General features: G+C 65.2%; 25 protein-coding genes and 1 riboswitch. Of the genes, 10 read left to right on the forward strand and 15 right to left on the reverse strand.

Annotated features, from left to right (window positions below):
- Window positions 1-4 precede the first annotated feature (4 nt).
- The 4 genes from Q0601_RS06660 to Q0601_RS06675 are packed head-to-tail and all read left to right on the forward strand — an operon-like array spanning window position 5 to window position 7,420.
- Window positions 5-2,242 (forward strand): acyl-CoA dehydrogenase, encoded by a 2,238-nt coding sequence (locus Q0601_RS06660; protein ID WP_305288447.1) that lies wholly within the window; start codon window positions 5-7, stop codon window positions 2,240-2,242.
- Window positions 2,239-3,522 carry an acetyl-CoA C-acetyltransferase gene (locus Q0601_RS06665; protein WP_305288449.1) on the forward strand — a complete coding sequence of 428 codons (1,284 nt, stop codon included), beginning with the start codon at window positions 2,239-2,241 and terminating at the stop codon, window positions 3,520-3,522. Before Q0601_RS06660 ends, Q0601_RS06665 begins: the two co-directional genes overlap by 4 nt.
- Window positions 3,522-5,591: a 3-hydroxyacyl-CoA dehydrogenase NAD-binding domain-containing protein gene (locus Q0601_RS06670; RefSeq protein ID WP_305288451.1), complete on the forward strand. Its 2,070-nt coding sequence runs from the start codon at window positions 3,522-3,524 to the stop codon at window positions 5,589-5,591. Before Q0601_RS06665 ends, Q0601_RS06670 begins: the two co-directional genes overlap by 1 nt.
- On the forward strand, window positions 5,588-7,420 hold the full coding sequence (locus Q0601_RS06675) for an acetyl-CoA hydrolase/transferase C-terminal domain-containing protein (RefSeq protein ID WP_305288453.1): 1,833 nt from the start codon (window positions 5,588-5,590) through the stop codon (window positions 7,418-7,420). The genes Q0601_RS06670 and Q0601_RS06675 overlap by 4 nt, the downstream gene beginning before the upstream one ends.
- Window positions 7,421-7,557: 137 nt before the next feature.
- Here Q0601_RS06675 and Q0601_RS06680 read toward each other — a convergent pair whose 3' ends face one another.
- On the reverse strand, window positions 7,558-7,824 hold the full coding sequence (locus Q0601_RS06680) for a hypothetical protein (protein ID WP_370656097.1): 267 nt from the start codon (window positions 7,822-7,824) through the stop codon (window positions 7,558-7,560).
- Between the two features lie 51 nt (window positions 7,825-7,875).
- Here Q0601_RS06680 and Q0601_RS06685 point away from each other — a divergent pair, with 51 nt between their 5' ends.
- Together Q0601_RS06685 and Q0601_RS06690 are read left to right on the forward strand one after the other, a co-directional pair.
- Window positions 7,876-8,274, forward strand: coding sequence for a FecCD family ABC transporter permease (locus Q0601_RS06685; RefSeq protein ID WP_370656098.1), 399 nt, complete (start codon window positions 7,876-7,878; stop codon window positions 8,272-8,274).
- A complete protein-coding gene (locus Q0601_RS06690) occupies window positions 8,262-8,759 on the forward strand; it encodes an ATP-binding cassette domain-containing protein (RefSeq protein WP_305288454.1) in 498 nt (165 codons plus the stop codon). Before Q0601_RS06685 ends, Q0601_RS06690 begins: the two co-directional genes overlap by 13 nt.
- Window positions 8,760-9,057: 298 nt before the next feature.
- On the opposite strand, the gene Q0601_RS06695 is transcribed toward Q0601_RS06690, so the two are convergent.
- Both Q0601_RS06695 and Q0601_RS06700 read right to left on the reverse strand, forming a co-directional pair.
- On the reverse strand, window positions 9,058-9,486 hold the full coding sequence (locus Q0601_RS06695) for an SMI1/KNR4 family protein (protein ID WP_305288456.1): 429 nt from the start codon (window positions 9,484-9,486) through the stop codon (window positions 9,058-9,060).
- Window positions 9,487-9,725: 239 nt separating this feature from the next.
- Window positions 9,726-10,025 (reverse strand): winged helix-turn-helix transcriptional regulator, encoded by a 300-nt coding sequence (locus Q0601_RS06700; RefSeq protein WP_305288458.1) that lies wholly within the window; start codon window positions 10,023-10,025, stop codon window positions 9,726-9,728.
- A 153-nt stretch (window positions 10,026-10,178) separates the two neighbouring features.
- Here Q0601_RS06700 and Q0601_RS06705 point away from each other — a divergent pair, with 153 nt between their 5' ends.
- The 3 genes from Q0601_RS06705 to cobF all read left to right on the forward strand — a co-directional run bounded on the left by Q0601_RS06705 (window position 10,179) and on the right by cobF (window position 12,282).
- A complete protein-coding gene (locus tag Q0601_RS06705; protein WP_305288460.1) occupies window positions 10,179-10,505 on the forward strand; it encodes a nuclear transport factor 2 family protein in 327 nt (108 codons plus the stop codon).
- Complete coding sequence (locus Q0601_RS06710) at window positions 10,502-11,287, forward strand: SDR family oxidoreductase (protein ID WP_305288463.1); 786 nt, start codon at window positions 10,502-10,504, stop codon at window positions 11,285-11,287. Before Q0601_RS06705 ends, Q0601_RS06710 begins: the two co-directional genes overlap by 4 nt.
- Window positions 11,288-11,496: 209 nt before the next feature.
- Entirely contained in the window at window positions 11,497-12,282 is a 786-nt protein-coding gene (cobF, locus tag Q0601_RS06715) for a precorrin-6A synthase (deacetylating) (RefSeq protein WP_305288465.1), read from the forward strand.
- Here cobF and Q0601_RS06720 read toward each other — a convergent pair.
- The 7 genes from Q0601_RS06720 to cbiT all read right to left on the reverse strand — a co-directional run bounded on the left by Q0601_RS06720 (window position 12,265) and on the right by cbiT (window position 17,337).
- Window positions 12,265-12,996, reverse strand: coding sequence for a CbtA family protein (locus Q0601_RS06720; protein ID WP_305288467.1), 732 nt, complete (start codon window positions 12,994-12,996; stop codon window positions 12,265-12,267). The two genes, cobF and Q0601_RS06720, sit on opposite strands and share 18 nt — an antisense overlap.
- A gap of 1 nt (window position 12,997) precedes the next feature.
- Window positions 12,998-13,168 carry a CbtB domain-containing protein gene (locus Q0601_RS06725; RefSeq protein ID WP_305288469.1) on the reverse strand — a complete coding sequence of 57 codons (171 nt, stop codon included), beginning with the start codon at window positions 13,166-13,168 and terminating at the stop codon, window positions 12,998-13,000.
- Between the two features lie 31 nt (window positions 13,169-13,199).
- Window positions 13,200-13,392, reverse strand: a riboswitch (cobalamin riboswitch).
- A 166-nt stretch (window positions 13,393-13,558) separates the two neighbouring features.
- The gene (locus Q0601_RS06730) at window positions 13,559-13,726 is read right to left on the reverse strand and encodes a thioredoxin domain-containing protein (RefSeq protein WP_305288471.1); all 168 of its coding nucleotides are present in this window, start codon (window positions 13,724-13,726) and stop codon (window positions 13,559-13,561) included.
- Window positions 13,723-15,030: a cobyrinate a,c-diamide synthase gene (locus Q0601_RS06735; protein ID WP_305288473.1), complete on the reverse strand. Its 1,308-nt coding sequence runs from the start codon at window positions 15,028-15,030 to the stop codon at window positions 13,723-13,725. Before Q0601_RS06735 ends, Q0601_RS06730 begins: the two co-directional genes overlap by 4 nt.
- Window positions 15,027-15,800 carry a precorrin-4 C(11)-methyltransferase gene (gene cobM / locus Q0601_RS06740; RefSeq protein ID WP_305288476.1) on the reverse strand — a complete coding sequence of 258 codons (774 nt, stop codon included), beginning with the start codon at window positions 15,798-15,800 and terminating at the stop codon, window positions 15,027-15,029. Before cobM ends, Q0601_RS06735 begins: the two co-directional genes overlap by 4 nt.
- Window positions 15,797-16,159: a cobalamin biosynthesis protein gene (locus tag Q0601_RS06745; protein ID WP_305288478.1), complete on the reverse strand. Its 363-nt coding sequence runs from the start codon at window positions 16,157-16,159 to the stop codon at window positions 15,797-15,799. Before Q0601_RS06745 ends, cobM begins: the two co-directional genes overlap by 4 nt.
- On the reverse strand, window positions 16,156-17,337 hold the full coding sequence (gene cbiT, locus Q0601_RS06750) for a precorrin-6Y C5,15-methyltransferase (decarboxylating) subunit CbiT (protein WP_305288479.1): 1,182 nt from the start codon (window positions 17,335-17,337) through the stop codon (window positions 16,156-16,158). The genes Q0601_RS06745 and cbiT overlap by 4 nt, the downstream gene beginning before the upstream one ends.
- Between cbiT and Q0601_RS06755 the strand changes: the two genes are divergently transcribed.
- On the forward strand, window positions 17,336-18,076 hold the full coding sequence (locus Q0601_RS06755; protein WP_305288481.1) for a cobalt-precorrin-6A reductase: 741 nt from the start codon (window positions 17,336-17,338) through the stop codon (window positions 18,074-18,076). The genes cbiT and Q0601_RS06755 overlap by 2 nt on opposite strands.
- Here Q0601_RS06755 and cobJ read toward each other — a convergent pair.
- From cobJ to cobN, 5 genes are read right to left on the reverse strand one after another with little or no spacing between them, the layout of a single operon-like run.
- Complete coding sequence (gene cobJ, locus Q0601_RS06760) at window positions 18,055-18,789, reverse strand: precorrin-3B C(17)-methyltransferase (protein WP_305288484.1); 735 nt, start codon at window positions 18,787-18,789, stop codon at window positions 18,055-18,057. The genes Q0601_RS06755 and cobJ overlap by 22 nt on opposite strands.
- Window positions 18,786-19,505 (reverse strand): precorrin-2 C(20)-methyltransferase, encoded by a 720-nt coding sequence (gene cobI / locus Q0601_RS06765; protein WP_305288486.1) that lies wholly within the window; start codon window positions 19,503-19,505, stop codon window positions 18,786-18,788. Before cobI ends, cobJ begins: the two co-directional genes overlap by 4 nt.
- Window positions 19,502-20,131 (reverse strand): precorrin-8X methylmutase, encoded by a 630-nt coding sequence (locus Q0601_RS06770; RefSeq protein WP_305288488.1) that lies wholly within the window; start codon window positions 20,129-20,131, stop codon window positions 19,502-19,504. The genes cobI and Q0601_RS06770 overlap by 4 nt, the downstream gene beginning before the upstream one ends.
- A complete protein-coding gene (locus Q0601_RS06775) occupies window positions 20,115-21,236 on the reverse strand; it encodes a cobalamin biosynthesis protein CobG (protein ID WP_305288490.1) in 1,122 nt (373 codons plus the stop codon). Before Q0601_RS06775 ends, Q0601_RS06770 begins: the two co-directional genes overlap by 17 nt.
- Entirely contained in the window at window positions 21,233-24,478 is a 3,246-nt protein-coding gene (gene cobN, locus Q0601_RS06780) for a cobaltochelatase subunit CobN (RefSeq protein WP_305288492.1), read from the reverse strand. The genes Q0601_RS06775 and cobN overlap by 4 nt, the downstream gene beginning before the upstream one ends.

Below are 24,478 nucleotides of genomic sequence, written 5' to 3' on the forward strand. Positions count from 1 at the left end.
TATCATGACTGGCTTTCGCAAAGACCGGATCAGCCGCCCGATCCGCAGATGGGCCAAACGCGCCCTGCCGCAACTGTCCGCGACCGAGGCGGAAGCGCTTGGCGCGGGCGAGGTGTGGTGGGATGCCGAACTGTTTTCCGGCAATCCCGGCTGGGACAAGCTGCATTCGACGGCGGCCCCCAAACTGACCGCCGAGGAACAGGCTTTCATCGACGGCCCCTGCCGCGAACTTTGCGGCATGATCGACGATTGGCGGGTGAACCAGACCGATGCCGATCTTTCTCCCGAAATCTGGCGGCATATGCGCAAGCACCGCTTTTTCGGCATGATCATCGGCAAGGAGCATGGCGGCCTTGGCTTCTCGGCTTTCGCCCATTCCGAGGTGGTGCGCTATATCTCGACCCGCTCGGTGGCGGCGGCGGTGACGGTGATGGTCCCGAATTCGCTTGGCCCGGGCGAACTCCTGCACCAGTTCGGCACCGATGCGCAGAAGGATCACTGGCTGCCCCGGCTGGCCGATGGCCGCGAATTGCCCGCCTTCGGTCTGACCAGCGCCGAGGCCGGATCGGATGCCTCGGCCATGCGCGACGCAGGCATCGTCGAAAAAGGGATGTGGGACGGGCAAGAGGTTCTGGGCATCCGCCTGAACTGGGCCAAACGCTATATCACCCTTGCGCCGGTCTGCACGGTGCTGGGTCTTGCCTTCAAGCTGCGCGATCCGGACGGCCTGCTGGGTGACACCGAAGACATCGGCATCACCTGCGCATTGGTTCCGACCGATCTGCCGGGGGTGGAAACCGGCCGGCGGCATATCCCCTCGACCACGATGTTCATGAACGGTCCGACGACCGGCAAGGATGTCTTCATCCCGCTGGACCATATCGTGGGTGGACCGGAATATGCCGGGCGCGGCTGGATGATGCTGATGAGCGCGCTTGCCGCCGGGCGCGGCATATCCCTGCCCTCGATGGGCTGCGCGGCGATTTCGGTTTCGGCCCATGTGACCGGGGCCTATGCCCGCATCCGTCAGCAGTTCAACCTGCCGATCGGAAAATTCGGGGGCATCCAGCAACCCATGGCGCGGCTTGCGGCCGACGCCTATGTGATGGAATCCGCCCGCCGTCTGACCTGCGCGGGCCTTGATCAGGGCCGCGCATTATCGGTCATTTCCGCGATCATGAAGGCCCATGCCACGGCCCGGATGCGCGAGGCGGTGAATGATGCGATGGATGTGCATTCCGGCAAGGCGGTCATCGACGGGCCGTCGAACTATCTGCTGCCTCTGTATCGCGCCGTACCCATCGGCATCACGGTCGAGGGCGCCAATATCGTCACCCGCGCACTGATCATCTTCGGCCAGGGCTCGATCCGTGCGCATCCGCATCTGCTGGACGAGATGCAGGCTCTGCAGATCGAGGACGAAGAGGAAAGCCTGGATGCTTTCGACCGGGCGTTCTGGGCGCATGTCGGCCACGCGCTGCGAACAGCGGGACGGGCATGGTGGCGGGCATGGTCCGGCGCGCGGTTTGTGTCCGTGCCCGGCGACGCGGGCGCCACGGCGCCGATCTACCGGCAATTGTCGCGCTGGTCGGCGGCGATGGCGTTAGTCGCGGAACTGGCTTTCCTGACCATGGGCGGGGCGTTGAAACGTAAGGAGATGATCTCGATCCGCATGGGTGACACCCTGTCCGAGATGTATCTGCTGTCAGCGGCACTGAAGCGGTGGCGCGACGACGGGCAGCCGGCCGAGGATCTGCCGCTGCTGGAATATGCCGCCGCGCGCGGTTTCGCCAGTATCCGCGAGGCGCTGGATCAGGTGCTGCGAAACTTTCCCGCCCGATGGGCCGCCGTCATCGGCCGGCTCCTGACGCTGCCCGGCGGCGGGTCCCGCGCCCCGGACGATCTGCTGGTCGAACGCTGCGCCGGGCTGATCTTTTCGCCGTCGCCCACCCGCGACCGGATCGTCGGGCGGCTGGACGATGGCTGCGCGCATGGCGGTGTCGGATTGCTGAACCGCGCCTTCGCCGCCGTGACAAGCCTTGAACCGGTCGCGACGAAGCTGCGCGAGGCCGGGCATGATCCCGATAGCGGACTGGCCGCCGGGCTGATCTCTCAGGCGGAAAGGACGCAACTTGCCGAAATGGAGGAACTGGTCGCGCAGGTCATCGCCGTCGACGATTTCACGCCCGGGGAACTGGCACGGTTCTATCCCGGCGGCAAAGTCAAAGAGGCCGCGCAATGACCCGGGCCGTCTATCTGGTGGATGGCGCGCGCACGCCTTTCCTGAAGGCGCGCGGCAAGCCCGGCCCCTTCACCCCGGTCGATCTGGCGGTGCAATGCGGCCGGCCCCTGCTGGCGCGGCAGGCATTCGGGACCGACCTGATCGAACTGGTGATCCTGGGCTGCGTCAATGTCATCGCCGATGAGATGAACCCCGCCCGCGTGGCCGCGCTGCGTCTGGGCCTGCCCGACAGCACTGTCGCGTTCAGCGTGCAGATCAATTGCGGATCGGGAATGCAATCCATCGACACCGCCTTGCGCTATATCCGCGGGGGCAGTCATGACATCATCCTGGCCGGCGGAACCGAGGCACTGAGCCACGCCCCCCTTGTCCTGCGGCGGGAAGCGGTCGAATGGCTTGGCAGTCTGAACAATGCCAGGGACGTCGTGGCGCGCGCCAAAGCGATGGCCGGGTTCCGGCCGCAATTCCTGAAGCCCGTCATCGGCCTTGAACGCGGCCTGACCGACCCGGTCACCGCTTTGAACATGGGCCAGACCGCCGAAATCCTTGCCCACCGTTTCGGCATCGACCGCGCAACCGCCGATGCCTATGCGCTGGACAGTCACCAACGGCTGACACAGGCGCAGGAACAGGGCTGGCTGGAGGATGAGGTGATGCCCGCCTTCGACCGCGACGGGAACGCCTATCCGCAGGATGACGGCGTGCGCCCGGACAGCGACATGCAGGGGCTGGCGAAACCGAAACCCGCCTTCGAGCCGCCTTACGGCAAAGTGACGGCCGGAAATGCAAGCCAGATCACGGACGGGGCATGCTGGACGATCCTTGCCTCTGAACAGGCGGTGGAACGTCACGGCTTGTCGCCGCTGGCGCGGATCGTGGACAGCGAATGGGCGGCGCTTGACCCCTCGGTCATGGGGCTTGGTCCCGTCTTCAGCACGACGCCGCTTCTGCGGCGGCAGGGGCTTTCCTGCGGCGATATCGATCTGTGGGAAATCAACGAAGCCTTTGCCGCGCAGGTTCTGGCCTGTCTTGCGGCATGGCAGGACGCGGATTTCTGCCACGAGGTATTGGGGCTTGAACAGCCCTTCGGGCGGATCGACCGCGACCGGCTGAATGTCGATGGCGGGGCGATCTCGCTTGGCCATCCGGTCGGCACCAGCGGCAACCGGATCGTGCTGCATCTGGCCAATGCCATGCGCCGCCTTGGCCATCGCCGCGGCATTGCCACCGAGTGCATCGGTGGCGGACAGGGCGGCGCGATGCTGCTGGAGGCGGTGTGATGGCGAACAAGGTTCTGGATTTCCTCGACAAGTCAAAGCTCGAACTTGGGCCACCCGGTACCGCCGCCACCCGTCATTGGCGACAGGCCGAGGATGACGGCATCGTCTGGCTGGTGCTGGATTGCGCGGACAGCCCGGTCAATATCGTGTCGGAAGAGGTTCTGACCGGCCTTGACGCGGCGCTGCGGAAACTGGCCGGGACGGTGCCACGGGCGCTGGTCATCCGCTCGGCCAAACCCGGCGGTTTCGCGGCGGGTGCGGATATCGACAGTTTCGACCGGATCAGCGGCGAAAGCGCTGTCCGTCTGCTGGAACAGGGTCATGCCGTGCTGGACCGTCTGGAGGCCATGCCCTGCCCGACCATCGCCGTCATTCATGGCGCAGCGCTTGGCGCGGGGTTCGAGATCGCGCTGGCCTGCGATCATCGCATCGCGACCGACGGCGCGAAATTCGCATTCCCCGAGGTAAATCTGGGCCTGCATCCGGGCCTTGGCGGCACGTTCCGGCTGACCGGGCTGATCGATCCCGTCGAGGCGATGACCCTGATGCTGACCGGTAAATCCGCGCATACGCAAAAGGCGAAAAAGCTGGGCATCGTCGATATCGTTACTCAGGAACGCCATGTCCGCGCGGCAGTCGGTGCCGTCGTTAATGGCAAGATCGAGCCTCGGGCTAAAGGGTTGAAAGCCCGCGCCTTCGCCTTGCGCAAGCTGCGCAGCCTCGCCGCCGCCCGGATGCGGGCCGAGGCGGAAAAGAAGGCGCCCCCGGCGCATTTCCCCGCACCCTATGCGCTAATCGATCTGTGGGAAGCGCATGGCAATGACCCCGATGCGATGCAGAAGGCCGAGATCGCCAGCTTTGCCGAATTGCTGGACAGCGAAACCTCACGCAATCTGCGCCGCGTCTTTTTCCTGCGCCGGAACCTGAAAAAGGATGGTCACGGCGATGACGGGATCAGCCATGTTCATGTGATCGGCGCGGGCGAAATGGGCGCCGGCATCGCCGGCTGGGCCGCGATCCGGGGCAAGCGCGTGACCTTGGGCGATATCAGCCCCAAGGCGCTGGCACGGGCGATCAGGCAGGTGGCACAGATTTGCCGCGACAGCCATCTGAACAGCATCGAGACACGCGACGCGCTGGACCGGCTGATGCCGGATCCGAAAGGTTACGGTTACGCGGGCGCCGATCTGGTGATCGAGGCCGTCCCCGAGGACGCGGAACTGAAGGCAAAAATCCATCGTGAGGCGGGCGCGCGCATGAAGCAGGGGGCGATCCTTGCGACGAATACTTCCAGTCTGCCACTGGCGGAACTGGCGAAATCGGTGCCCGATCCCGCGCGTTTCGCCGGGCTGCATTTCTTCAATCCGGTCGCGAAGATGCAGCTGATCGAGATTGTCAGCCACGACCGCACAGCCCCCGATATCACCGATCGCCTTGCCGCTTTTTGCGCCTCCATCGACCGGCTGCCCGCGGCCTTGCGCGATTATCCGGGCTTTCTGGTCAATCGCGCGTTGACGCCCTATCTGATGGAAGCGATGGTGCTGATGGACGAAGGCGTCCCGAAAGTGGTCATCGACCGCGCGGCGCTTGATTTCGGCATGCCGATGGGTCCGGTGACGCTGGCCGATCAGGTGGGCCTGGATATCTGTCTGGACGTGGCCGAAAGCCTGAAATCGGCGCTGGACAAACCGATGCCCGACATCAGCCCGCGCCTGCGCGAAAAGGTCGGGGCAGGCGAGACCGGCAAGAAGGCGGGGCGCGGCTTTTACGACTGGTCGAACGGCGCGCCGCATCCCCAGGCGACCGAGGCAAGCCCCGAGGATCTTCAGGACAGGCTGATCCTGCCGATGCTGGATGCCTGCATGGAATGCCTGCGCATGAATGTCGTGCGCAATGCCGATCAGGTGGATGGCGCGATGATTTTCGCCACCGGCTTCGCACCGTTCCGGGGCGGGCCGATGCATTACGCAAGGACGCGCGGCTTTGACCGGATCCGGGACAGGCTGGCGGAACTGGCGGATCGTCACGGCGAAAGGTTCCGCCCCGATCCGGGCTGGAATAACGGATGACGCGGTATCACGACGACGATGCCATCGCGCGGGAAATCGTCAGGCGAACCGGCGGCACGATCCGGCTTGCGCTGCCGCTTGGTCTGGGCAAGCCGGTCCGGGTCGCAAATGCGCTGGTGCAGCTTGCCTGCGACGATCCCCGGATCGATCTGCTGATCTTCACCGCATTGACGCTGGAACGGCCCCGGCCCGGCAGCGGGATCGAGCGGCGCTTTCTGGAACCCGCGATGGACCGGTTGTTCGGCGCCTATCCCGGCCTGCTTTATGCCGATCTGCTGAGGCGCGGGGAATTGCCCGGCAATATCACCGTGAACGAATTCTTCTTCATGGCCGGTCGCTGGGGCGATGTCGCGCAGGCACAGCAGGATTTTATCTCGGTCAATTATACCCATGCGCTTGGGCTTCTGGCCCGGATGCGCCCGAATGTCGTGGCGCAACTGGTGGCCGAAGAGGACGGGCGGTTCAGCCTGTCGGGCAATACCGACATCTCGGCCGATCTGTTCCGGATGCGGCGCGACAGTATGCTGGATTTTCTGGCCGTGGCCGAAACCCATGCGGACCTGCCGTTTTTCGCCGGGCGCGATGCGGTCCTGGATCCCGGCGAATTCGCGCTGGTGCTGGATCGCCCCGATGATTACGAACTGTTTTCCGCCCCGAAACGCCCCGTCGATGATGCAAGCCATGCGATCGGGCTGCATGTCAGTCGCCTGATCGAGGATGGCGGCACATTGCAGATCGGCATCGGCTCGGTCGGCGATGCGGTGGCGAACGCCCTGCTTCTGCGCCATCGCGACAAGGTCAAGGCCCTGCAGGCGGATTGTCCCTTCACCCTTCCGCAAGGCGGGGATGAGCCGTTCAAAGCCGGGCTTTACGCCGTCACCGAAATGCTGGTCGGCGGATTGCTGGAACTGTTTGAGGCGGGCGTGATCGACCGCGAAGTCGATGGCTGTGCGATCCATGCCGGTTTCTTCGTCGAGACACGGGATTTCTATCGCCGCCTGCGCCAAATGGATCCCGGCCGTCTTGCCCGGATCGGTATGGTGCCGGTCAGCTTCACAAATCAGCTTTACGGCGACGAATCCGGCAAACGCGCAGCGCGTAAAAAGGCGCGTTTCGTGAACGCGGCCATGCAGGTTTCCGTATTGGGCGATATCATGTCCGATGCCGTCGCCGATGGAAAGGTCATCAGCGGCATCGGCGGGCAGTTCAATTTCGTCGAGCAGGCTTTCGCACTGGATCACGGGCGGGCGATCATCACCCTTCCGGCCACCCGGATGACGGATGGCAGGCTTGGCAGCAATATCTCGTGGTCGCTGCCCTCGGTCAGCGTTCCGCGTCATATGCGCGATATCGTCGTGACCGAATACGGCATCGCCGATCTGCGCGGCAAGACCGATGCGCAGGTCATCGCCGCCCTGATCGCCATCGCCGACAGCCGTTTCCAGCCGGACCTTCTTCGGCGCGCGAAATCGGCAGGCAAGCTGCCCAAGGACTTTCGGTTGCCCGCCACGGCCACGCGGAATTCACCGGAACGGCTGACCGAATGGCTGGATCCATATCGGGCATCGCTTCCGCGCTTTCCCTTCGGCACCGATTTCGACGAGATCGAGCAGCAATTGCTGCCCGCGCTGTCTGTGCTAAAGGAACTCTCGCCGACCCTTCGGGGAAAGGCCCGGCTATTGGCGGCAGCTCTTGGCAGGCAAACATCGCCGGATGAGGAACGGGCAATGCGCCGCATGGGATTTGACGGCAGGGAGAACAGCATGGAGGCTCTGGCCCTGCGCGGCGCGTTGCGCCTGAGCCGACGCTCTGGCGGCGAAACCATCTGACGGATATCGCTAAAGGTTAACGGGTCGAGGAACGACCCGCAGTTGCTGTTCCGCATAGTTATCCCCGGTTTCAGGGAATGCCCGCCGGATGATACAGCGGAACCGGGATGACGCTGGCTTTCCCTATTCCCAAGGGATCAGAAGGTCATGCGGGTCGTCAGGAAAAATGTGCGGCCCGGCTCGGGATAGCCTTCGACCAGCTGGTAATCCCGGTCGAAAAGATTGTGGATGCCGAACACGACGCTGGCCTGATCGGTCGCCTGCCATTCGGCGTCCAGATTGGCCAGCCCGAAGCCGCCCATACGGGTATAGGCGATCTTGCCCGGATCCTCGGGCTGGATCGCGCTTTCCGACAAGCGCGAGCTGGACAGCTCGATCGAGGGCGAGATGGTCAGATTGTCCATCGCCTGCCAGTCCAGCCGCAGATATGCATTGTGACGAGGCCATCGGTCCCTATGCGCTGGCGCCCGCGCAGATCGTCTCGGTGCTGGCGGATCGGGCTTCTGACAATGGGCGATGACGAGGCCCGCGCGATGGGTATCGACGCCACCCGGCTGCGGCTGCTGGTCATCGCCTGCGCCACACTCATGACCGCAGCGGCGGTGTCCATGGCCGGGGTGATCGGCTGGATCGGCCTGATGGTGCCGCATATGGCGCGGCTGCTGACCGGCCCGCGCTTCGACCGGCTGCTGCCAGCCGCGATCCTGATCGGCGCAGGCTTCATGGTGCTGGTCGACACGGCCGCCCGCAGCATCGCCGCGATCGAGGTGCCTTTGGGGATCCTGACCGCAGTGCTTGGCGCGCCGATCTTCGTCTGGCTGCTGGCGCGAGGAACGCGATCATGGAGCGAATGACCCCGCTGCTGACTGCCTCGGGTCTCGCCATCGGTCATGGCGGCAAAAAGCTTATCTCTGGCATTGACCTTTGTCTTGAACCGGGCAGCGTCCTTTGCCTGCTGGGTCCGAACGGCGCGGGAAAGACAACGCTGTTCCGCACCCTGCTGGGCCTGATCCCCGCGATTCGCGGCGAGATCAGGCTTGCCGGCGAGCCGTTATCCCGGCTGTCGCGGGTCCAGATCGCCAGCCTGGACTTTGCCAACCGGGTGCGGGTCGGAATCGCCATCCGCCAGCTTGCCAGGGCGGGAACGGGGATCATCCTGTCAAGTCACGACCCCGATCAGACCGCTACCCTGGCAGACCATGCCCTGTTGCTGAACGGTTCCGGCACAATCGCCTCGGGCACCGTTTCAGACGCGCTTACTGCCGAGAACCTGTCCCGGCTTTACGGCATTCCCGTTCATCGTGAACGAAGCAAGGATGGCTGTTTGCATTTTTACTGATTGCATGCGCGGCTATTTCCGAACCCTGCCTGACCGAAACCCGCCAACCCATCCCGGATTCCCGCGTCGCGGCGCGCAGGAATGCGGCGGTTGCAATGCGGTTCCCATTCGCTGAATTGTCCGGCGGATATGTTATCGCAAACCGGCGGTTCCTAGATCACCTTCCACCCCGGATAGCGGGTTTTCAGCTCTTCTTCCGTTCCCAGTTCCTTGAGAAAATCGGTGAAACTCGGCGCGACATATCCGACATCGTCCCAGCCATAACCTGCGCTGCCGAAGACCTTCTTCCTGACGGCGGCTATGAAATGGACATACCGAAGCTGTCGGCGCGAAGATCGATCAGCAAGGTGGCGTTATTGTCGCGTGTGAGCGGAAGCAATTCACGGGATATACGCGGCCTGACGCCTTCGAAAGCCGGATGGGGATTGCAATACGCTCTGATAGCGTTGATCGTCAGCTTTGCCCAGGGCACCAGCGAAAAACTCCCCACAATGACCGACTTCCGCCTGAAGCGGCAGGGAAAGAAATAGGCTCCTATGGTGTAAGCTCCGATGACGGTCGAATATTCCAGCAGGAATTCCCGGTAGTCGTCCGGAATTCTTGCTTCCACCAGGCGTTCGATCTCTGCGATATCCTCCTCCGTGCTTGGTTGGAAATATGGCGGGCCTGCATCTTTCTGCATGTCCCACATCTGGAAAACTTTCGGATTGAGGTTTTGCAGGTCCATGATCCGCTCCCTGTCACGCGGGTATCGCCTCAGATCGATCCCAACCGCTTTTCCCTGTCAATACGATCCCGAACCCATCAATTCACGACATTATTCATGGCTTCAACAGGCAAGCCATAAAGAAGAGCGGCGCAGACACAGTTCCCCCTGTTTTCCGCACCCCGCCCCGGCCGATCTTGCGCCATTCCACGATCCGGCAAACCGGCGACAATCGCATAATGGCGGATTGTGCATCTGGCTCATATATCGGAGGAAGTGCCCGACGCCGTCATTTCCTCGCGTAGCGCAGCCCAGGACAATAGCGCATCAAGCGCCGGACACAGCGCCTGACCCCATTCCGTCAGGCGGTATTCGACCTTGGGCGGCACCTGATGGTGTACGATGCGGCGCACGATGCCGTCATTCTCCATCTGCCGAAGCTGCTGGATCAGCATTTTTTGCGACACTGCCGGAATGGCCCGCTCAAGATCGGAAAAGCGCATGACATTGCCGCCGAAAAGGTGGAACAGGATGATCAGCTTCCACCTTCCTTCAAGCATCTTCAACACATTCTCGACGCCTTCGGCTGCCGTTTCGCGCGTGTGCTTTACGGGCTTACTTTTAGGTGAGTTCCTTACTTTTTTGTCTGTTCTTGTCATTTTTACAGGCTAAGGCGATTTATGTCCCGAGACAACAAAAATCGGAGAACTGTCATGCCGGTCATCCTGCCGGGACCCATCGCGGCCTATTTCGCCGCCGATCAAAGTGACGGCAACGCCGTCGCCCGATGCTTCACCCCTAACGCTGTCGTCATAGATGAGCGTCGGACCCATGCGGGCCGGGACGCGATCCGCCGATGGAAAACAGAAGCCTCTACGAAGTTCAGCTATGTCATCGATCCCTTTGCAATCAGCAAGGAAGACGGCCAGACCGTGGTGACAGCGCATGTCTCGGGGGATTTTCCCGGCAGCCCGGTCGATCTGCGCTATGCGTTCGTTCTGGAAAACGATCGGATCGCGCGGCTGGAGATCACGCCATGAGCTTTGATCTTGGCTTGCAGGGCGCCCGTGCCCTGGTGACGGGCGGAACGAAAGGCATCGGCGCTGCCATCGTCGGGGCGCTGCGCGAGGCCGGCGCGCGCGTGGTGACGACCGCGCGCAACGTGCCAGCCAATTCGATCGGGGGCGAGGTTCACTTCATCGGCGCCGATGTCACGACCGCCGAAGGCTGCACCTGCGTTGCCGCCGGTGTGCTCGACTGTCTCGGCGGTGTGGATATCATCGTGCATGTGGTCGGCGGCTCATCCGCGCCCGGCGGTGGATTCGCCGCGCTGGACGATGCCGAATGGTCAAGGGAACTGAACTGGAACCTCATGCCGGCTGTGCGACTCGACCGAGCGCTGCTGCCCGGGATGATCGCGCAAGGTTCGGGCGTGATCGTGCATATCACCTCGATCCAGAACCGCTTGCCGCTTCCCGAGTCCACGACCGCTTATGCCGCCGCCAAGGCCGCCCTTTCGACCTATAGCAAAAGCTTGTCGAAAGAGGTCACGCCAAAGGGCGTTCGTGTGCTGCGTGTTTCGCCGGGCTGGGTCGAAACCGAAGCGGCAGTTGCCATGGCCGAGCGTCTGGCAGAACAGGCAGGCACCGATTACGAGGGCGGCAAGAAGATCATCATGGATTCCCTGGGGGGAATTCCGCTGGGCCGACCTGCCAAGCCGGCCGAGATCGCCGATCTGGTCGCTTTCCTTGTCTCGCCCCGTGCCGGTGCCGTAACGGGTACGGAGTTCGTGATAGACGGCGGCACGGTCCCCACCGCCTGACGGGATATGGCCTTTCCCATGATGCCGATAGCCTGCGGCACGGCAGCTTTCAGCTCTTCCTCAGGAAGAGGCTTGGAAAGGCGAAGACGACGGAACTTCACCCGCGGGTGGCGGAAAGATTCGGTCCCGTGGAAATCGGACATCATCAACGCATTGATTTCGGTGCAGGGTCCCTTAAAGATCCGGCGGGATCATAGAGCGGAGATGATATGGAACTGTGGCTGATCGGCATCGGAACCGGCAATCCCGATCACCTGACGCTTCAGGCCGTCAAGGCAATCAACGGCGCCGATCTGATCCTGATCCCCCGCAAGGGCGAGAAGAAGGCCGATCTTGCCGATCTGCGGCGCGCGATCTGTGGAGAAATGCTGACCAATCCCCGGACGGTCGTGTCCGAATTCGATCTGCCTGTCAGAGACGCCAAGGGGGATTATCTGCACGGCGTCACCGATTGGCATGACGCCATTGCCGAAAGCTGGCGTGCGGCCATCGACAGGCATCCGCAGGCCATGAAGGTCGCGCTGCTGATCTGGGGCGATCCGGCGCTTTACGACAGTTCGCTGCGCATCGCCGAACGGTTGTCGCGGCATGGCGATCTGTCCGTTCATGTCGTGCCCGGGATCATGTCACCACAGGCGCTTACGGCGGCGCATGGTGTTCCCATGAACCAGCTTGGGGCGCCGTTTCTGGTCACGACCGGACGCCGGTTGCGGGATCATGGCTGGCCGGATGATGTGGACACGCTGCTGGTCATGCTGGACGGGGAATGCAGTTTTCAGACGCTGAAGCCGGACGGGATCTCGATCTGGTGGGGGGCTTATCTGGGCATGCCGCAGCAGATCGTGGATGCCGGCCCGCTGGCCGAAGCCGGGCCGCGGATCGTCGCGGCACGGAAGGCGGCGCGGGCGCGGCATGGCTGGATCATGGATATCTATCTGTTGCGGCGCGGCCCCGGCACCGGGATGCCGGGGCAAGGATCAGGCGCGGGCGCGTGACCACAGCGAGGCAGTGAACAGTCCCAGCAGCACCCAGACCACCAGCCCCACACCAAGCGCGCGCCCGGCGAATTGCGCGGCCAGTTCGGGCGGCGTCGGGCCGGTCAGCTCGGCCGGGTGTGGCGCACCGATAAGATGGGGCAGCGCCGCCATGACGATGGCCACCCCCCAGGCAGCCCAGTTTCTGCCGAAGGCGATCAACCACAAGGCCCCCGCTGACAGAAGCACCGTGACCAGCCACCAGATTTCGCGCTGCGTGATATCCGCCGCGGCCATGCCCGGCAATTCAGGCGCAAGCCCGAAAGCCGGCGCAAGCTGCACGGCGATGAACCCGGCCAGCCCCCATAGCAGCCCCTCGCGCGGTGTCACCCGGTGCCCCCGGTTCTCGGCCAAGGCGATCGCGCCGGTCAGCAGCAGCGCATAGCCGGCATAGACGAGGATCGAGAACAGCACCGACAGCCCGTCCCGCGCCGGGTCTATCCCGCCGGTTTCCGGCGGGGCCGCATGACCACCGGAAGGCGCGGTATCCGTCACCGCGCCGTGGCCGTGATCATGATCGTGATCACCCTCGGCAGCGAAATGGGTCAGTTCTCCACCTTCGTAAAGCTCGGCATGCAGCAGCACGGGCTGGACGAAAACAAGCTGCATCAGGGCGGCAATCAGCCCCGCAGCAGCACCAGCGATCAAGGCGCTGGTCAAAAGTCGTGCAAGCATGTCAGTGGCAGGGAAAGCCGGTCGCGTGGCGGACATCATGCGCGGCATCGTGAAGGGTTTCGGACTGGGCAAGGCCCGCCGTAAAAACCAGCGCCGCGCCGATACATATCACGATGAGAATATCCCGGGCAGAGGTGGAAACCGCGCCTGACGCGCGGGAAATTGTGGTCATGTTTACCTCCTTGCCGTCGACCCCGACGGCGGATTGCGTTTCACGCAGGGTCGGTCTCCTGACTCGCAGGTCGCGGCCTGTCCCGCCTTCCCATGGCCATGCGGCCACAGTGGACTTTCGGGTCGGCTCTCTGCTCACAGTCGCGGGGGCGGTCGGGTTGGGATGATGCCATCCTCCCTGTTCCCGTGCAGCTTTGGGGCTGCACCATGCGCTTTGGCACAGTGGCACCTGCATCCACATGGGTCAAGCGGCGGGAATCCGCGCCAGCACCTTGAAACGCAGCCGTGTCAGCGGGCGGGCATCGTGGATCACGCCCCTGGGATCGGATCGGTAAAGCCCAAGAAAGCGGCGTAGATCGTCAAGATCCCCTTCCTCTACCGGGCCGAACAGTCAGGCCATGCGCCCCGGCGCCCGCACCGCGACCGAGCCGCCGCTGCGGCAGCCGGACAGGCAGGCCGACGCGCGGATCTCGCATTCCTCGCCGGCAAAGGCCCCGGCGATCATCGACAGCCGGCGCGCGCCATCCGGGCATTCAGAGCAAACGAAGATACAGGTCATGCCGCCCGCTCTGCCCCGGCAATCAGATGAAAGAACGTGCCGGTGACATTGCCCCGCCGCGATCCGGCTTCGGGAACCGTCATTCCGTCCGCGTCCACCACATCGGCCAGCGGCTCGTCGGGTTGCGACTGAATGGTCGAATAATGGAACTCGTGCCCGCGCAGTCTTGCGCCCGCCTCATGTCCCGGCATCGGGGCGGTCAATCGCGCCAGACGATAGCCCAGATGCATCCGGCGCTTTTCATAGCTGGTGACCAGCCCCAGCAGCCCTGCCATCGGATGGGTCACGCCTTCGCCATCGGTCAATGCGCTGCCCAGCACCATATAGCCGCCGCATTCGCCATGCACCGGGCGATCCGTCGCAAAGCGGCGCAACCCGTCCATAAACCCCCGCGCGCCCGAGATCCGGCCGGCGTGAAGTTCGGGATAGCCGCCCGGCAACCAGCAGATATCGGCACCCTCTGCCGGCGCCTGATCGGCAAGCGGAGAGAAAGGCAGAATTTCCGCGCCCTGTCGTCTCCAGCCGTCCAGAATATGAGGATAGACGAAGGAAAACGCATCGTCCTGCGCCAGCGCGATCCGCTGCCCGGGTGGGGGAAGCAGTTGTTCTGACAAGGGAACCGGCCTGCCCTTTGCTGCCGCGCGGATGGCGTCCAAATCGATATGCCCGCGCAGAAAGGCGGCATATCCGGCGATGGCCCGGTCCAGATCCGGATGTTCGGCGGCCTGCACCAGTCCCAGATGCCGCTCGGGCAGGGTCAGGTCGCCTCGTCGTGGCAGGGCGCCGAAGACGGGGATCCCCTGTTCGTCGAAGGCAAGGCGGCACAGCCGTTCGTGACGGGGCGAGGCGACACGGTTCAGGATGACGCCCGCGATACGCACATCGTCGCGAAACCGCACCATGCCAAGCGCCATCGCCGCCGCCGTCTGCGCCTGTCCCGACACATCCAGCACCAGCACCACCGGCCAGCCGGTCAGGGCAGCGATATCCGCGCTTGCCCCGTTGCCGCTTTCGCCGGCGCGGGCAACGCCGTCGAAAAGCCCCATCGAGCCTTCGGCCAATGCAACCCCGCCGCTGCGCGCCAGTTGCGTCGCCAGTATCCCTTGCGTCATCGCCCAGCTGTCGAGGTTGAACGAATCCCGTCCGCAGGCCGCGCGGTGAAACGCCGGGTCGATATAATCCGGCCCGCATTTATAGGGCTGCACCGGCACGCCCTCTTCGGCCAGACAACGCAGCAGCCCCAGCATGACCGTGGTCTTGCCGGTGCCCGAGCGCGGGGCCGAGACGATCAGCCCCGCCGTCACGGTTTCGCCGCATCAGCCCGACCCGCACGAAAGCGGCGGTCGTAATCGGCGGCATAAAGACGGCTTTCGTCAAACCCCTCCTGCGCCAGTACCGGGCCGACAAGGATCAGTGCCGTCCGCTCTATCGTACCGCCGACCCGAGCCTCGATATCCGCCAATGTGCCTTGCACGACCCGCTGATCGGGCCAGCTTGCGCGCCAGACGACAGCCACCGGACAATCCGAGCCGTAATGCGGCAGCAGTTCCGCCACCGTCTCGGCCAATCGGTGAATGGACAAGTGAATCGCCAGCGTCGTTCCGGTTGCGGCAAAGGCAGCAAGGCTTTCCCCGCCAGGCATGGGCGAGGCGCGGCCGGGTGTCCGGGTCAGCACCACGCTTTGCGCGACGCCGGGCAGCGTCAGTTCCACCCCAAGCGCGGCGGCCGCAGCAGCGAAAGAGGGAACGCCCGGCGTCACCGTATAGGCGATCCCCGCCATGCGCAGGCGCCGCAACTGCTCGCCCATTGCCGACCAGACCGACAGATCGCCGGAATGCAGCCGCGCCACGTCAAGCCCCTGTTCATGGGCCGCCGCGATTTCGGCCATGATCGCGTCCAGATCCAGCGGCGCGGTATTCACGATCCGCGCCTTTTCCGGGCAATGGGCCAGCACGGTCCGGGGAATCAGGGATCCCGCGTAAAGGCAGACCGGCGAGGCCGCGATCAGGTTGCGCGCCCGCAGGGTCAACAGATCGGGCGCGCCCGGCCCCGCACCGATGAAATGCACCGTCATGAATTATCTCCTGTTTCGGCAAGCGCCGCCGTCGCCATCCTGTCGGCCGAGACAACCCGCGCGATCAGCAGGCGACTGCGCGCGCCTGCGGCCAGCGCACAGGCTTCGGCGACGCTGCCGGTACCGTAGACTTGCAGTGAAATCCGGCTTTGCGTCGGTGTGGTGATACGGGCCAGCGCTTCCTGCGGGATCGGCGTCACCCCGAACCCCTGCGCAATCAGTTCTGAAACCAGCGGATCGTCCCGTTTCGCCGCAGGCACGGCAAGGTGGCGCAGACCGGCTGCCCCGGCACGTTCCATCGCATCCAGGACCGAGGTCACAGTTGCGCCGCTTCGAAACCCGATGCCGGCGATTTTCATCGCAAGACCCTCCATTGCGTGACGGGATAGGATGATTTCCAGCCGCGCCTGCCACCGATCGGCGCGGCTTCGGACAGGTCGATGCGCAACAGGCTGCCGCCTTTCGCCGCCTGCCATGCGGTCAGCAGCGCCTCGGTCTCCAGCGTCACGGCATGCGCGACAATCCGGCAGCCCGCAGGCAGGCGCTGCCACAATGCGGTCAGCAGGGCATCATCTGCGCCGCCGCCGATGAATATGGCATCGGGATCGGGCAGATCGGGTAGCAGGTCCATGGCGCTGCCCTGCCGGATTTCCAGCCGATCCATTCCCAGCCGTGCCGCATTCCCCGCCGCCCGTTCCGCCCGGGCAGGATCGCGTTCGATCCCGATGCAGCGCGTCGAAGGATGGGACAGCAGCCATTCGATGCCAACGGAACCGGCCCCCGCGCCGATATCCCACAGAAGTTCGCCGGGCCGGGGCGCCAGCGCCGACAGGGCCAGAGCCCGCACCGGGCGCTTGGTGATCTGGCCGTCATGATCAAAATACCTGTCCGGCAATCCCGGCGTGCAGGGTATGATCCGGCCGCCGCCCCGAACCGACAGGGCGACCGCAACCAGATCGCCGATATCGTCGAAATCCAGCCCATCGGCGCTGGCCTCACGGATCCGTTCGCGCGGACCGCCCAGATATTCCATCACCGTCAGAATGCTGTCACCGAAACCCTCGGCGCTCAGCCACGCGGCCAGTTCCCGCGCCGCCACCCCGTCGCGCAGGGTCAGGATGGCCCGCCGCCCCGGCACCAGTTCCTGCCGCAGACGCGGGATCGGCGCGGCATGAAGCCCAATGCACAACGTCTCTTCGATCCGCCAGCCCATGCGGGCGGCTATCAGCGAAAAGACTGAAATCCCCGGGCAGGCGCGCCATTCATCCCGTGCCAGCACCTGCGCCAGCGCCCCGCCCGCCCCGTACCAGAAAGGATCGCCCGATGTCAGCACAGCGACCGGCCTGCCCCGCATCGCCAGCACCGGCTCGACCGAGAACGGCACCGGCCATTCGCGCCGGTCGGGATGGGCAATCATCGCCAGATGACGAGGGCCGCCAAAGACGGCTTCGGCCAGTCGCAGCGCATTCAGGCTTGTCATCGACAGCCCGTTGACGCCATCTTCGCCGATACCGATGATCGAGAGCCACTCAGCCATGACGACCCTTATCCTTGGCGGCACGACCGAGGCCAGCCGGCTTGCCGCAGCAATGGCTGAACGCGGCCTGCCCGCCATCCTGTCCTATGCCGGACGCACCGAAGCGCCGCGCCTCCAACCCGTGCCCACCCGTATCGGCGGTTTCGGAGGGGCCGGGGGATTGGCGGACTGGCTGCGGGCGAACCGGATTTCGCGGATCGTGGATGCAACCCATCCCTTTGCCGCGCAGATCAGCCGCAACGCCATGAGCGCCAGCGCCCTGACCGGCCTGCCGCTGCTGGTCTTTCAGCGGCCCGAATGGCAACCCGGTCCGGGCGATGACTGGACCGAAGTCGCCGATATCGCCGCCGCTGCACAGGCACTTGCCGGGCCCGGGCGGCGGGTCTTTCTGGCCATCGGCCGCCAGAACATTGCGGCTTTCGCGCGCCAGCCCCAGCATCATTACCTGCTGCGTCTGGTTGACCCTCCGGCCAGCCCGCCTCTGCTGCCCGACCATCATGTGGTGATCGCGCGCGGCCCCTTTGACCTGGCCGCCGATCAGACACTGCTGGCGCGCCACCGGATCGACCTGATCGTCACCAGGAATGCCGGCGGCACCGGAGCCGAGGCAAAGCTGATCGCGGCCCGCGCCCTGCGCCTCCCGGTTCTGATGATTGCCCGCCCCAAGATGCCGGACTACCCGGTTACCTCGCGGCTCGAAGAGGTGCTGAACTGGTGTCATGCCGATCTCGGCGTATAGACAAACCGCCCGATCCGGCGCGTCAGCGACGATCCGACCAGCACCATCGTCCGCATATCCGCCATGTCGGGCGCAGCCTCGGCCAGCGTTACCGTGCGGATCTGTTGTTCCGGGGTCGATACCGCGCGTGCGAAGGTGATCAGACGATCTGCCCCACAGCTTTGCCGCAGCAGATCCAGAACCTGCCCGAACTGATGCGGACGGCTGTTTGAACGCGGATTGTAGAAAGCCATCGCAAAGTCACCCTGCGCCGCAAGCCGCACCCGGCGCAGGATCAGATCGAAGGGTTTGAGGTTGTCCGACAGGTTGATCGCGCAGAAATCATGCCCAAGCGGCGCGCCCGCCGCCGCCGCCGCCGCCAGCATCGCCGTTATTCCCGGCAGCACACGCATATCCAGCGCCTGCCATTCTGCCGGACCGGCCTCCATCGCCTCGAAAACCGCCGAGGCCATGGCGAACACCCCCGGATCGCCCGAGGATATGACGACAACCCGCCGCCCTTCCGCCGCAAGCCGCAGGGCCAGCGCGGCACGATCGAGTTCCACCCGGTTGTCGGAACCATGCAGCACAAGCCCGGTGCGTGCCGGGATCCGGGCGATATAGGCCGCATAACCGATCACGTCGGTCGCATCGTGCAATGCCGCCTGCACCTCGGGCGTCACCATGCCCTCCGCACCCGGACCAAGCCCGGCGATGACCAGCCAGCCGCTCATGGTCTGCGCCCCTGTCCATGGATCAGAACGATCGAGAAATAGGCTACCGGCCCCTGAACCTCGGCCAGCGGGCAGACACGTTCGGCAGGCATGGTGCCATGTTCGACCAGCCATGCCTCGGCCAGCCGCCCCGCCGCCGCAATTGCCCTGCGCAGGCGCGGCAGGTTGCGCCCGATCTTCATCACCACCAGCGCATCGGTATCGGCAATGCGGCGCACAAGCTCTGTTTCGGGCAGGGTGGCGGGAAGGATGGTCAGGATATCGTCGCCCCATGTGATCGGCCGCCCCGTCGCGGTCCAGCACCCGGCCATGCCCGGAATGCCCGGCACCACCTCGACCAATTCCCGTGGCAGGCGGGCGTGCAGATGCATGAACGAGCCGAAAAAGAACGGATCGCCCTCACACAGAACGACCACGTCGCTGTGCTGTGCGACATTCGCAAGCCGCCCGGCCCAATCGTCGTAAAAACCCCTGAGCATGGCATTGTACGCGGGATCGCTGACCGGGATTTCGGTCGTCACCGGATATTCCATCGCCAGTTCGGTCACGCCTTCGGGCAAAAGCCCCCCGACGATGCGGCGGGCCTGCCCCATGCGGCCGGGCTTGCGGAAATAGGCCACCGTCGCGGCAGTCGTCAGATGGCGATGGGCGCGCAGGCTCATCAGATCCGGGTCGCCGGGGCCAAGGCCGATGCAGACGATCTTCCCCCCGCTCATTCCGCGGGTCCCGCCAATGCGTTGATGGCAGCCACGGTCATGGCCGAGCCGCCCGGCCTTCCGCTGACGATACACCAGGGCACGGGGTTGTCGGCAGCCAGCGCCGCCTTGGATTCCGCCGCACCGATGAAGCCCACGGGGCAACCGATAATCGCCGCGGGGCGGGGACAGGCCGGATCCTCAAGCATGTTCAGCAGGTGAAACAATGCTGTCGGCGCATTGCCGATGGCGACCACGGCGCCTTGCAGATACGGGCGCCACAATTCCAGCGCGGCGGCCGAGCGGGTGGTGCCCAGTTCGGTCGCCAGCCCCGGAACCTCGGGCCCGCGCAGCGTGCAGATGACCGCGTTCGAGGCGGGCAAACGCGCGCGGGTGATCCCCTCGCTGACCATGCGCGCATCGCAGAGGATCGGCGCGCCGCGCATCAACGCCTCTCGCGCGTGGATGGCGAAGCCGGGGGCAAACCGGATCCGCGGGGCCAGTTCGACCATGCCGCTGGCATGGATCATGCGAACGGCCACGGGTTCTTCCTCGGGCGTGAAGCGGGCAAGATCCGCCTCGGCGCGGATGGTTGCGAATGAGGCGCGATAGATCGAGGCGCCATCGGTTTCATAGCTGTGAGGCATGCAGGTCACTCAATATGCCGGGAAGGTCGTCCGGGTGAAACCCGCGCCGCGCCGGGTGGTCAGCGGGCGCGCCGTTCAGGATCAGATCAAACCGCCCGTCGCGCCCGGTCAGGGTCAGATCGGCGGGGCCGGGATGCGCGCAACCCTTGGCGCAGCCGGAAACATGCAGGGTTCCGCCCGCCGGCAGATGCGGCGCAAGGCGGTTGGCCAGCGCGAATGTCCCGACACTGGCCGAAGGGCAGCGGGGCTTGCCGATACAGGCGGCGATACGCAGGCGGGGGTCGCCGGGATCCCCGATCAGGTCGTCATGAACGGGCAAGACGGCGTCACCCTCGGCCAGCACGCCCCGCCAGGGCGTCAGGCGGACCGGCGCGGCGGCCAGATCGCGGAATGTTCCGGCACTGATGCGCCCGAAGGCGATGGCGCGGTATCTGCCGCCCGGTCGTAACGGCGCAACGGTCAGCGGCGCGTCATCGGCGCGAAGTTCAGGGGTTTCGCCAGCGCTCACCAGCCGCGCCATGCGGACCGCTTCGCCCGCCCTTGCGGCGAACCAATGGGCAAGCTCGATGGCGCGGGTGATCGCGTCGGCCTTTGTCACATATTCGCCCCGCGCCATTCCGTCGGCACGCAGGATCAACCCGCGCGGGCCGCGCTCGATACGGATATCGGCCGGGGCGGCGCCAAGGATCGCAGCCGGTCCAGTATCGATGGCAAAGCCGAATTTCGGGGGCAGGACAGGAAGCTCGCGCAGTCGCCGGGTCAGCTCCCCGGCCAGCGGCAGGGTATCGTCATCCGCCCTCCAGATCGGCGTCGTCAGCAGGTTGCGCCGGCGTTCCAGATCGGCATCGCCATCGATCAGCCCCTGCCCCCGCAGCGCGGCCTGAACCGCCGTCAGATCATTCGCGGATACCGCCCGAAGTTGCAGGTTGGCGCGACTGGTCAGCGTCACTGCCCCGTCGCCATACCGTATCGCCAGATCGGCGATCATCCGGATTTGATCGGGCATCAGCCGCGAGACATGGGGCCTGATCCGCAGGATCAGCCCATCGCCTGCGGGCATCGGCGTCAACGCGCCGGGACACCAGCCCTTGATCGCTCCGCTCATCCGATGCCCGCCATCCGGCTGTTCGACCGGCTGTGCCACAGACCGGATTCGGCCAGCGCGGCGAAACATGCCTGCATCGCGGCCAGCGCCTGCGGGTTCCGGTCACGCAGGAATGCCTCGACCTTGGGGTCGCCTAGGGTCGCGGCATGATAAAGATCGAAAAGATGCGGGGGCACGACTCCGGCAAGATGCGCGAAAGCGGCCATGTGATCCAGCGTCGCGGCGATTTCCGCCCCGCCCCGGAAACCATGCCGCATCATTGAGCGGATCCAGCGCGGATTGGCGGCGCGGGCACGGGTGACACGGGCGATCTCCTCGGCCAGAGTCCGGGCACGCGGGGCTTCGGGCCGGGTGGCGTCCAGATGATAAAACGCAGCCCGCCCGCCCAGATTGGCCAGGGCGGCGGCAAAGCCGGCCTCATGCGTGGCGTAATCCTCGGCCAGCAGCAGATCGGTTTCCGGCATATCCTGCATATGCACGAATGCATCGGTGCCTTTCAGCCGCGTTTCCAACGCCGCGCGGGCGGGGATCCCATCGGCGGAATGGGCTGACGCCGCCAGCCATGCATCGCCCGCCCGCTGCCGCGCTTCCGGGGTGAACTGTGCCGTGGAGATGCCCAGCCCATAGCTTGCAGGCGGGGGGGCGAAAACGCGCGGACCGGGCGGGGCCGCGACATAGGGATTCATGTCGGCAGCCTCATCCCGTGCCGCAAGCGCGCCGGTCGCGGCCTCGAACAGCCGTGCGAGATCGGGAAAGACATCGCGGAACAGGCCCGAGATGCGCAGCGTCACGTCGATCCGGGGCCGGTCCAGCAATGTCAGCGGGATGACCTCGAAGCCCGTGACCCGGCCTGATTGTTCATCCCATTGCGGCGAAATCCCGGCCAGATGCAGCGCCATGGCGAATTCTTCCCCCGCCGTGCGCATCGTCGCCGAACCCCAGAGGTTCACGACCAGCCCCTGCGGATAATCGCCCTGATCCTGCAGATGCCGTCGCAGCAATTCTTCGGCCAACCTGCCCCCCTGCGCGTAAGCCGCGCGCGACGGCACGGCGCGGGGATCGGTGCCATAGAGATTGCGCCCGGTGGGCAGCACATCGGCCCTGCCCCGGTAAGGCGAACCTGATGGCCCCGGCCTGACCCACCGGCCCGCCAGCGCCGCGATCAGACCCGCGCTTTCCGCCGCGATCGAGGCGGCATCTCCGGTCAGCCCGCCAGCCTCGGGCGTGCCGCGCCCCCAGATATGCAGCCCCTCGCCGAAATGCGAATCCTTCACGTCGCAGACGAACCGGTCGATCAGCGGAATCGCTTCTGCGGCGCTGGCATTGCCGGGAATGCCCAGATCATCCTCGACGCCTGCTGCCTGCGCGGCCTCTCTTATCGCAGAAATCAGCCGCTTCTGACGCGGCGCGTCCAGGCCGTCTGCCATCGAATATTCGTCAAGCAGCCGTTCCAGCCGCGTGAACTGCACCGGAGTTCCCGCCTGCGCCAGAGGCGGCGGCAGATGGCCAAGCGTCACCGCGCCAAGGCGGCGGCGGGCCTGTGCCGCCTCACCCGGATCGTTGACGATGAAAGGATAAACTACCGGCAGCGCACCGGTCAGCACCTGCGGCCAACAATCAGGCGACAGCGCCGCCGCCTTGCCCGGCAGCCATTCCAGCGTCCCATGCGCACCGATATGGATCAGTGCATCCACCTGCGTCTGAAGCCACAGGTAAAAGGCAATATAGGCATGGCATGGTACGCGCGTGACATCGTGATATTCGCCTTCGCGGTCGGGATCGCGGCTGCGCTCGGGCTGAAGCGCGATCAGGGCATTGCCGCGACGGGTGGCGGCAAAGGCGAAACCGGCGGTGGTCAGGGCAGGATCATCTTCGGGACGGCCATGCGCTTTGTGCAGCGCTTCGCGCAGGGATCGCGGCAGCCGGGCAAGTGCCTTGCAGTAATCGTCAAGCGGCCAGAGGATATGCCCGGTCGCAAGCGCCTGTTCAAGCGGCTTGCCATCGGCGACGGTATAGCCCGCACCACCCAGATCGGACAGCATCGCCCCGGCCGAAGCGATGGCATCCAGCCCGACCGCATGGGCCATCCGATGCGCTTTGCCGGGATATGTGGACAGGATCAGCCCGACCCGTTTTTCCGCCACCGGGATTACCGCCAGCCGGTGCCATGCGGCCACCCGTGCCACCGTGACCGCGATCTGCACCGGATCGGCGCTGTGGCGGGGGCAGGCGAATTGCAGATCGGGATCATGGGCCGCGCTGTCCTTGAACGAAATCACGCCCGCGGCAATCCGCCCGTCGACCTCGGGCATCGCGATATGCATCGCCAGATCCGACGGCGAAAGCCCACGGTCGGAAGCGGCCCATGCCTGACGGTCGCTGGTTGCATGGATCACCTGAAAAACCGGCACTCCGGCCAGATCGAGTGGCGATCCGCTGTCCGATCTGGCCGAGAATGCGGTGGCGTTGACGATGGCTGCCGGGGCAAGGCCGGGCAGGATGCGGCGCAGCCAGCCAGCGGCCCCTTCATCCTTCAGGCTTGGGACGAACAGCCCGCAGGCGTCGAAACCCGCATCCTCGAACGCCTCGATCAACGCGCGGATGCCGCCGGTATCCGCTGCCGCAAGCCAGGCGCGGTAAAACGGAATAATGACCAGCGGTCTGCGATCCGGCGCGGATGGCATGATCCCGGCCCGAGCATGCCAGAAACCGAAGGCGGGCAACGTTTCCGGTCCCGGCACCGGACCGGCAGACAGGCCCGCCGCCTGTGCCAGTTGCGCCAGCGCGCCCTGCGCCGCGATCTCGCCCCCGGTATCGCATAACCTGCCCAGCCTGCGCAGCGCAGCGGACGAAACGGTCGAGGCCCGATCAAGCGCCGGATCGATGCGCCCGTCGCCGGGCAGAAAGGCCAGCGCGATCCCGTTCTGCCGGGCGAGGCAAGAGACCTGCTCGACGCCGTAGGACCACCATGACATGCCGCCGATCAGCCGGATCAGGATCGCTTTCGCACCGGACAGCGTGCGCTCGATATAGGTATCGACAGACAGGGGATGGACCAGCGCCGACAGATTCGCCAGCCGTAGCGATGGCAGGGATTCGCGCCCGCGCCGCCATCCTGCCGCGAAAGCCCCCAGATCGCTGTCGGAAAAGGACAGCACCACCAGATCCGCGGGCGTCTGCCCGAGATCGCGGGGAGCCGCGCTTTCCTCCAGCCCGTGGCTTTCCCGGAACAGGACGTGCAT

Origin of the sequence: Paracoccus wurundjeri, assembly GCF_030678915.1 — a bacterium.
In the GTDB taxonomy this organism is placed as follows: Bacteria; Pseudomonadota; Alphaproteobacteria; order Rhodobacterales; family Rhodobacteraceae; genus Paracoccus; species Paracoccus onubensis_A.

Bases quoted from the DNA above. Each gene is read 5' to 3' on its own strand.
- Q0601_RS06700 (WP_305288458.1), bottom strand. From the start codon at position 10,025: ATGCTTGAAGGAAGGTGGAAGCTGATCATCCTGTTCCACCTTTTCGGC.
- Q0601_RS06685 (WP_370656098.1), top strand. From the start codon at position 7,876: ATGCGCTGGCGCCCGCGCAGATCGTCTCGGTGCTGGCGGATCGGGCTT.
- cobM (WP_305288476.1), bottom strand. From the start codon at position 15,800: ATGACGGTGCATTTCATCGGTGCGGGGCCGGGCGCGCCCGATCTGTTG.
- Q0601_RS06710 (WP_305288463.1), top strand. From the start codon at position 10,502: ATGAGCTTTGATCTTGGCTTGCAGGGCGCCCGTGCCCTGGTGACGGGC.
- cobI (WP_305288486.1), bottom strand. From the start codon at position 19,505: ATGAGCGGGGGGAAGATCGTCTGCATCGGCCTTGGCCCCGGCGACCCG.
- Q0601_RS06660 (WP_305288447.1), top strand. From the start codon at position 5: ATGACTGGCTTTCGCAAAGACCGGATCAGCCGCCCGATCCGCAGATGG.
- cobN (WP_305288492.1), bottom strand. From the start codon at position 24,478: ATGCACGTCCTGTTCCGGGAAAGCCACGGGCTGGAGGAAAGCGCGGCT.
- Q0601_RS06755 (WP_305288481.1), top strand. From the start codon at position 17,336: ATGACGACCCTTATCCTTGGCGGCACGACCGAGGCCAGCCGGCTTGCC.
- Q0601_RS06730 (WP_305288471.1), bottom strand. From the start codon at position 13,726: ATGACCTGTATCTTCGTTTGCTCTGAATGCCCGGATGGCGCGCGCCGG.
- Q0601_RS06705 (WP_305288460.1), top strand. From the start codon at position 10,179: ATGCCGGTCATCCTGCCGGGACCCATCGCGGCCTATTTCGCCGCCGAT.
- Q0601_RS06690 (WP_305288454.1), top strand. From the start codon at position 8,262: ATGGAGCGAATGACCCCGCTGCTGACTGCCTCGGGTCTCGCCATCGGT.
- Q0601_RS06675 (WP_305288453.1), top strand. From the start codon at position 5,588: ATGACGCGGTATCACGACGACGATGCCATCGCGCGGGAAATCGTCAGG.
- Q0601_RS06720 (WP_305288467.1), bottom strand. From the start codon at position 12,996: ATGCTTGCACGACTTTTGACCAGCGCCTTGATCGCTGGTGCTGCTGCG.
- Q0601_RS06680 (WP_370656097.1), bottom strand. From the start codon at position 7,824: ATGGACAATCTGACCATCTCGCCCTCGATCGAGCTGTCCAGCTCGCGC.
- Q0601_RS06745 (WP_305288478.1), bottom strand. From the start codon at position 16,159: ATGAAAATCGCCGGCATCGGGTTTCGAAGCGGCGCAACTGTGACCTCG.
- Q0601_RS06695 (WP_305288456.1), bottom strand. From the start codon at position 9,486: ATGGACCTGCAAAACCTCAATCCGAAAGTTTTCCAGATGTGGGACATG.
- Q0601_RS06775 (WP_305288490.1), bottom strand. From the start codon at position 21,236: ATGAGCGGAGCGATCAAGGGCTGGTGTCCCGGCGCGTTGACGCCGATG.
- Q0601_RS06665 (WP_305288449.1), top strand. From the start codon at position 2,239: ATGACCCGGGCCGTCTATCTGGTGGATGGCGCGCGCACGCCTTTCCTG.
- Q0601_RS06670 (WP_305288451.1), top strand. From the start codon at position 3,522: ATGGCGAACAAGGTTCTGGATTTCCTCGACAAGTCAAAGCTCGAACTT.
- Q0601_RS06770 (WP_305288488.1), bottom strand. From the start codon at position 20,131: ATGCCTCACAGCTATGAAACCGATGGCGCCTCGATCTATCGCGCCTCA.
- Q0601_RS06725 (WP_305288469.1), bottom strand. From the start codon at position 13,168: ATGACCACAATTTCCCGCGCGTCAGGCGCGGTTTCCACCTCTGCCCGG.
- cobJ (WP_305288484.1), bottom strand. From the start codon at position 18,789: ATGAGCGGCTGGCTGGTCATCGCCGGGCTTGGTCCGGGTGCGGAGGGC.
- cobF (WP_305288465.1), top strand. From the start codon at position 11,497: ATGGAACTGTGGCTGATCGGCATCGGAACCGGCAATCCCGATCACCTG.
- cbiT (WP_305288479.1), bottom strand. From the start codon at position 17,337: ATGGCTGAGTGGCTCTCGATCATCGGTATCGGCGAAGATGGCGTCAAC.